We start from the raw sequence: 3,630 nt of genomic DNA, 5'->3' as shown, positions 1-3,630 counted from the left end.
CTACCCGCCCCGCTTCCGGGCCGACGCCATCGCCCGCGTTCGGCGCGTTCAGAGCGATCACCCTTCCGAGTGGTCGGCGATCCAGGCCGTCGCGAGTTCGGTCGCCATCAGCGCCGAGACGCTGCGGACCTGGGTACGCCAGGCCGAGTCACTCAGCGACGGGCAACGGACGAACGTCCGCCGGCAACAGGCCGAGATCCGCCGCCTGATCCGGGAGAACGCCGAGTTGCGCCGCGCGCTCGACATCCTGCGCGGGCCGGATCCGTCGACACCGCCGACGCGCCCAACCAGTAGCCGGGCGGCATCGAGGGCGACTGGCGGCTCGGCGACCCATACGTGAGTTTGTCCGGATGGACCGCCGTGCGAGCGATCGCGTCGACTGCGGGCGCCCGTCCAACGATCTGGTGGCACCCCTGCCACCAGATCTTTCACCAGACATATATCGTGTGCTGACTAATTCGGGGGGCTGGGGGCCAGTGCACGCAGAAGCTGGGCATCAGGGCGACTCACCGGCGCCCGCTCCCGATCGGATTCTCACGTCGAGCGAGCAGATCCTGGCCGCCTCCGATCGGGCCAGTGCGCCGCTGACCTGCGGATTGTTCGTGCAGACCGTGGGCACGCTGGAAGTGAGGCGACTTCGGCTCGCGGTGCGTGCGGCGATCGGCCGCCATCCCATGATGCGGGCTAGCCTCTACGGCGCGCGCCAGTACGCATGGCGGTTCGCCGCCACGCCGTCGGTAGATTCCGTCTGGCAGATCGACGACGGAAGCGACGGCTGGCGCATCCACGAGACGATGATGTCGGCGCCTTTCGATCTGCGTGCCCACCCGCCACTGCGCATAGCGTTGGTGCACCGGCCGGACGGCGACCAGCTCTGCGTCGTCGCGCATCACCTCGCGGTCGACGGCATGAGCCTCGCCACCGTCGTAGCCGAGATCTTCTCCGAGTACGAGGCGGCCGACGAATCCAGGGTGGCCGACGAATCCGCGGCCGCGGCCCGAACCGATCGCGATCACCTCGGGCTGCCCTCCGGTGTGCCGTCCATCCCGAGGGCGGCTGCCCATGGCTGGACCGCCTTCACCCACCGCTCCGGCCGGCACATCACGCCCATGGATTCGAGCCGGGACGCCGGCTACGGCTACCACCCGCTGAGCCTGCCGGTGCCCGCGCGGCGCGTGCTGCTGCCCGGCGGACGTCGGATGACCGTCAACGACCTGCTCGTCGCCGCGGCCCATCTCGCCATCGATCGATGGAACCGCCGGCGCGGCGGGGAAGCCGGGACACTGCGCGTCAGAATGCCGATCAGTCTGGGGATATCGCCCGGCACGAGTGGCAACAACACCGGCCAGGTGGTGGTCGTCAGCGAGCCGGCCGACCGGGCGGACCCGGTTAGACTGGCTGTCCGGATCCTCGATCAGACCGAGCGGGCGAAGCAGGAGTCCGCCGCGCCCGTCATCGCGGGAATCGCCGGCAGGATCGGTGCGGCCGCCACCGCACGGGTCCCAGGGCCCTGGCGAGGCTCGCTGCTGCGGTGGGGGGTGCGCACGGCGCGCCCGCTCATCACCCCCGCCGCCGCCGTCAGCAACCTCGGGCCGCTCGCCGCCATCGCCTCCGACAACCCGAAGATCTCCTCGGTCTTCTTCACCGGCACCGCCGGCATGCCCCAGGGGCTGTTCATCGGCGCGACCCGGTACGGCGCCGGTCTCCACCTCACGTTCGGCTATCACCGACACCTTTTCGGACGCGCCGCCGCCGCGGCCTTCGCCCAGGTCTTCCAGGAAGCTTTTGCTGAGCTGGCCGGTGTCGAAGGTGAGACCCGGCAAGCGAGATAACTGCTTGCCAATCGGATCGACGTGCCCGAGACCCGGGAGCATCCGCTCTTCGGCGACTCTTCCTTTTCCCACCGGCAGATGCCGCCGCGGATGGGCCCGTCAAGAACCACTCGCACGGCTCCGCCACACCACAGCAAGGATGTTTCCTCCAGGTAACACACCGCTGCGTGTCCCAGATCACCATGCGCCGTTCTCCGCTATCGATGCCACACCCGGATTCGAACGTCGGTAACCCTGAGCCACCGAATAACATGGTTATTTGCCTGGAGGCAGCTCCAGGGCAACACCGAGTACTCATCGCCCCTCCGACGAGGCCGGCGGAGCCCTTCCCCAACAAGCAACCGACACACAACTGATCTTGATTGTCTAGTGTTGTCTTCGCGGCTCTGCCATTTTCGGTGATCCGGCGCGCCCCCGGTTCCCTCGGGACAGGGACGGCGGTGCGCCTTTCGTTGTCTGCACCGGAGAATCGGAGTTGACATGATGCGGGCATCCCCCGTGCATCGTCGAAGGCACACCGTTCGAGCTATCTGCGTTCTTCTCGCCGCCGTTCCGGTCGGGACGATCGCCACGTTTCTTCCGGTGGGACGGGATGCGGCCTGGGCCGCTCCCGCCGGCTCCGCGGACAAGGTGACGCCCGCGCCGACCGGGCCGGCCGAACGGCCGGACTTCGTGTCCGCGCAGGTCGCCGCGCACGCGGAGAAGCGGCGGATCGAGGTGACCGACCAGCGGACCGAGACGACGTCGACGTTCGTGAACCCGAACGGGACGATCACCGTCGACTCGTTCGCCGGGATCCATCGGGTTCGCCGCGGCGACGGCTGGGTCGACGTCGATCCCACCCTCGTCCTCGCGGGTGGGAAGGTCACCCCGAAGGCCGCGAAGGCGACGATCGTCCTCTCGGCGGGCGGCAAGGCCGGTGACCCGGTCGCGACGCTGGTCGACGGGACGCGGGAGGTCGCGTTCGCGTGGCCGGACGCCCTGCCCGCCCCGACCCTCGCCAAGGACGTCGCCACCTATCCGGCGGTCGCGAAGGACACCGACCTGCGGGTCAAGGTGACCCCGACCGGCTACGACGCGCAGATCATCGCGCACACCCCGGCCGCCGCCCAGGCCGCGCTGACGTTGCCGATGCGCCTGAAGGGCCTGACCGCGACGCGAGCCGCCGGCGGCGAGACCCGCCTGTCGGCCGGCGGGAAGGTCACCGCCCGCTCGCCGACCCCGCTGATGTGGGACGCCCACCTGGACCCGGCACAGCACCACCACCGCCCTGCCCACCACCACAACCGCCTCGTCAATCACCCCGACCACCGGCTACAACACCTGGGCGCAGGTCACCAGCCAGACCGACGCCGACGGAAACACCACGACCACCGGTTATGACTCCGACGGCCAGGTCAGCTCGATCAACGACGGCAAGGGCACCTACACCTACGTCTACGACACCGCGACCGAGCACCGCGGCCTGGCGGACCTCACCGCGCAGCCCGTCGTGGACCGTGATGGTGACGCCCGTCTTCTTCCACCGCTCGAAGAACCCGTAGACCGTCTTCCAGGGCGGGAAGTCCGCCGGCAACGCCCGCCACACGACGCCGTATGGGTCACATAGAGGATCGCGTCCACGATGTCACGCCGGTCGTGCTTCTCGGGCCAGCCGTCCTTCGCCGCCGCCGGCAGCAGCGGCTGCACGTAGGCCCACTCCGCGTCCGTGAGATCCGAGGGATACCGAACAGAACGTGCCATCTCCACGACCTACCAGCCCCACCGGCAGCCCGAAACCTCCCACCCCCACGTCACC

At 69.3% G+C, this 3,630-nt stretch carries 3 protein-coding genes and 1 pseudogene; 3 read left to right on the top strand and 1 reads right to left on the bottom strand.

The window, feature by feature from the left end; translation table 11 throughout:
* The 3 genes from NBZ83_RS30880 to NBZ83_RS34425 form a co-directional block, all read left to right on the top strand.
* Positions 1-340, top strand: a 340-nt coding sequence (locus NBZ83_RS30880) for a transposase (RefSeq protein WP_368861933.1), incomplete at its 5' end; no start/stop codon positions are given.
* 262 nt (positions 341-602) lie between these two features.
* Positions 603-1,832: a condensation domain-containing protein gene (locus NBZ83_RS30875; RefSeq protein ID WP_261569257.1), complete on the top strand. Its 1,230-nt coding sequence runs from the start codon at positions 603-605 to the stop codon at positions 1,830-1,832.
* Between the two features lie 582 nt (positions 1,833-2,414).
* Entirely contained in the window at positions 2,415-3,215 is an 801-nt protein-coding gene (locus NBZ83_RS34425) for a hypothetical protein (protein WP_261569256.1), read from the top strand.
* Between the two features lie 52 nt (positions 3,216-3,267).
* On the opposite strand, the pseudogene NBZ83_RS30865 reads toward NBZ83_RS34425, so the two are convergent.
* Positions 3,268-3,575 (bottom strand): annotated as a pseudogene (locus tag NBZ83_RS30865) (transposase); the annotation flags it as partial.
* Positions 3,576-3,630 lie beyond the last annotated feature (55 nt).

It is taken from the genome of Frankia gtarii (assembly GCF_025403375.1).
Classification (GTDB): domain Bacteria; phylum Actinomycetota; class Actinomycetes; order Frankiales; family Frankiaceae; genus Frankia; species Frankia gtarii.
This window is presented reverse-complemented; position numbering and strand designations above follow the sequence as displayed.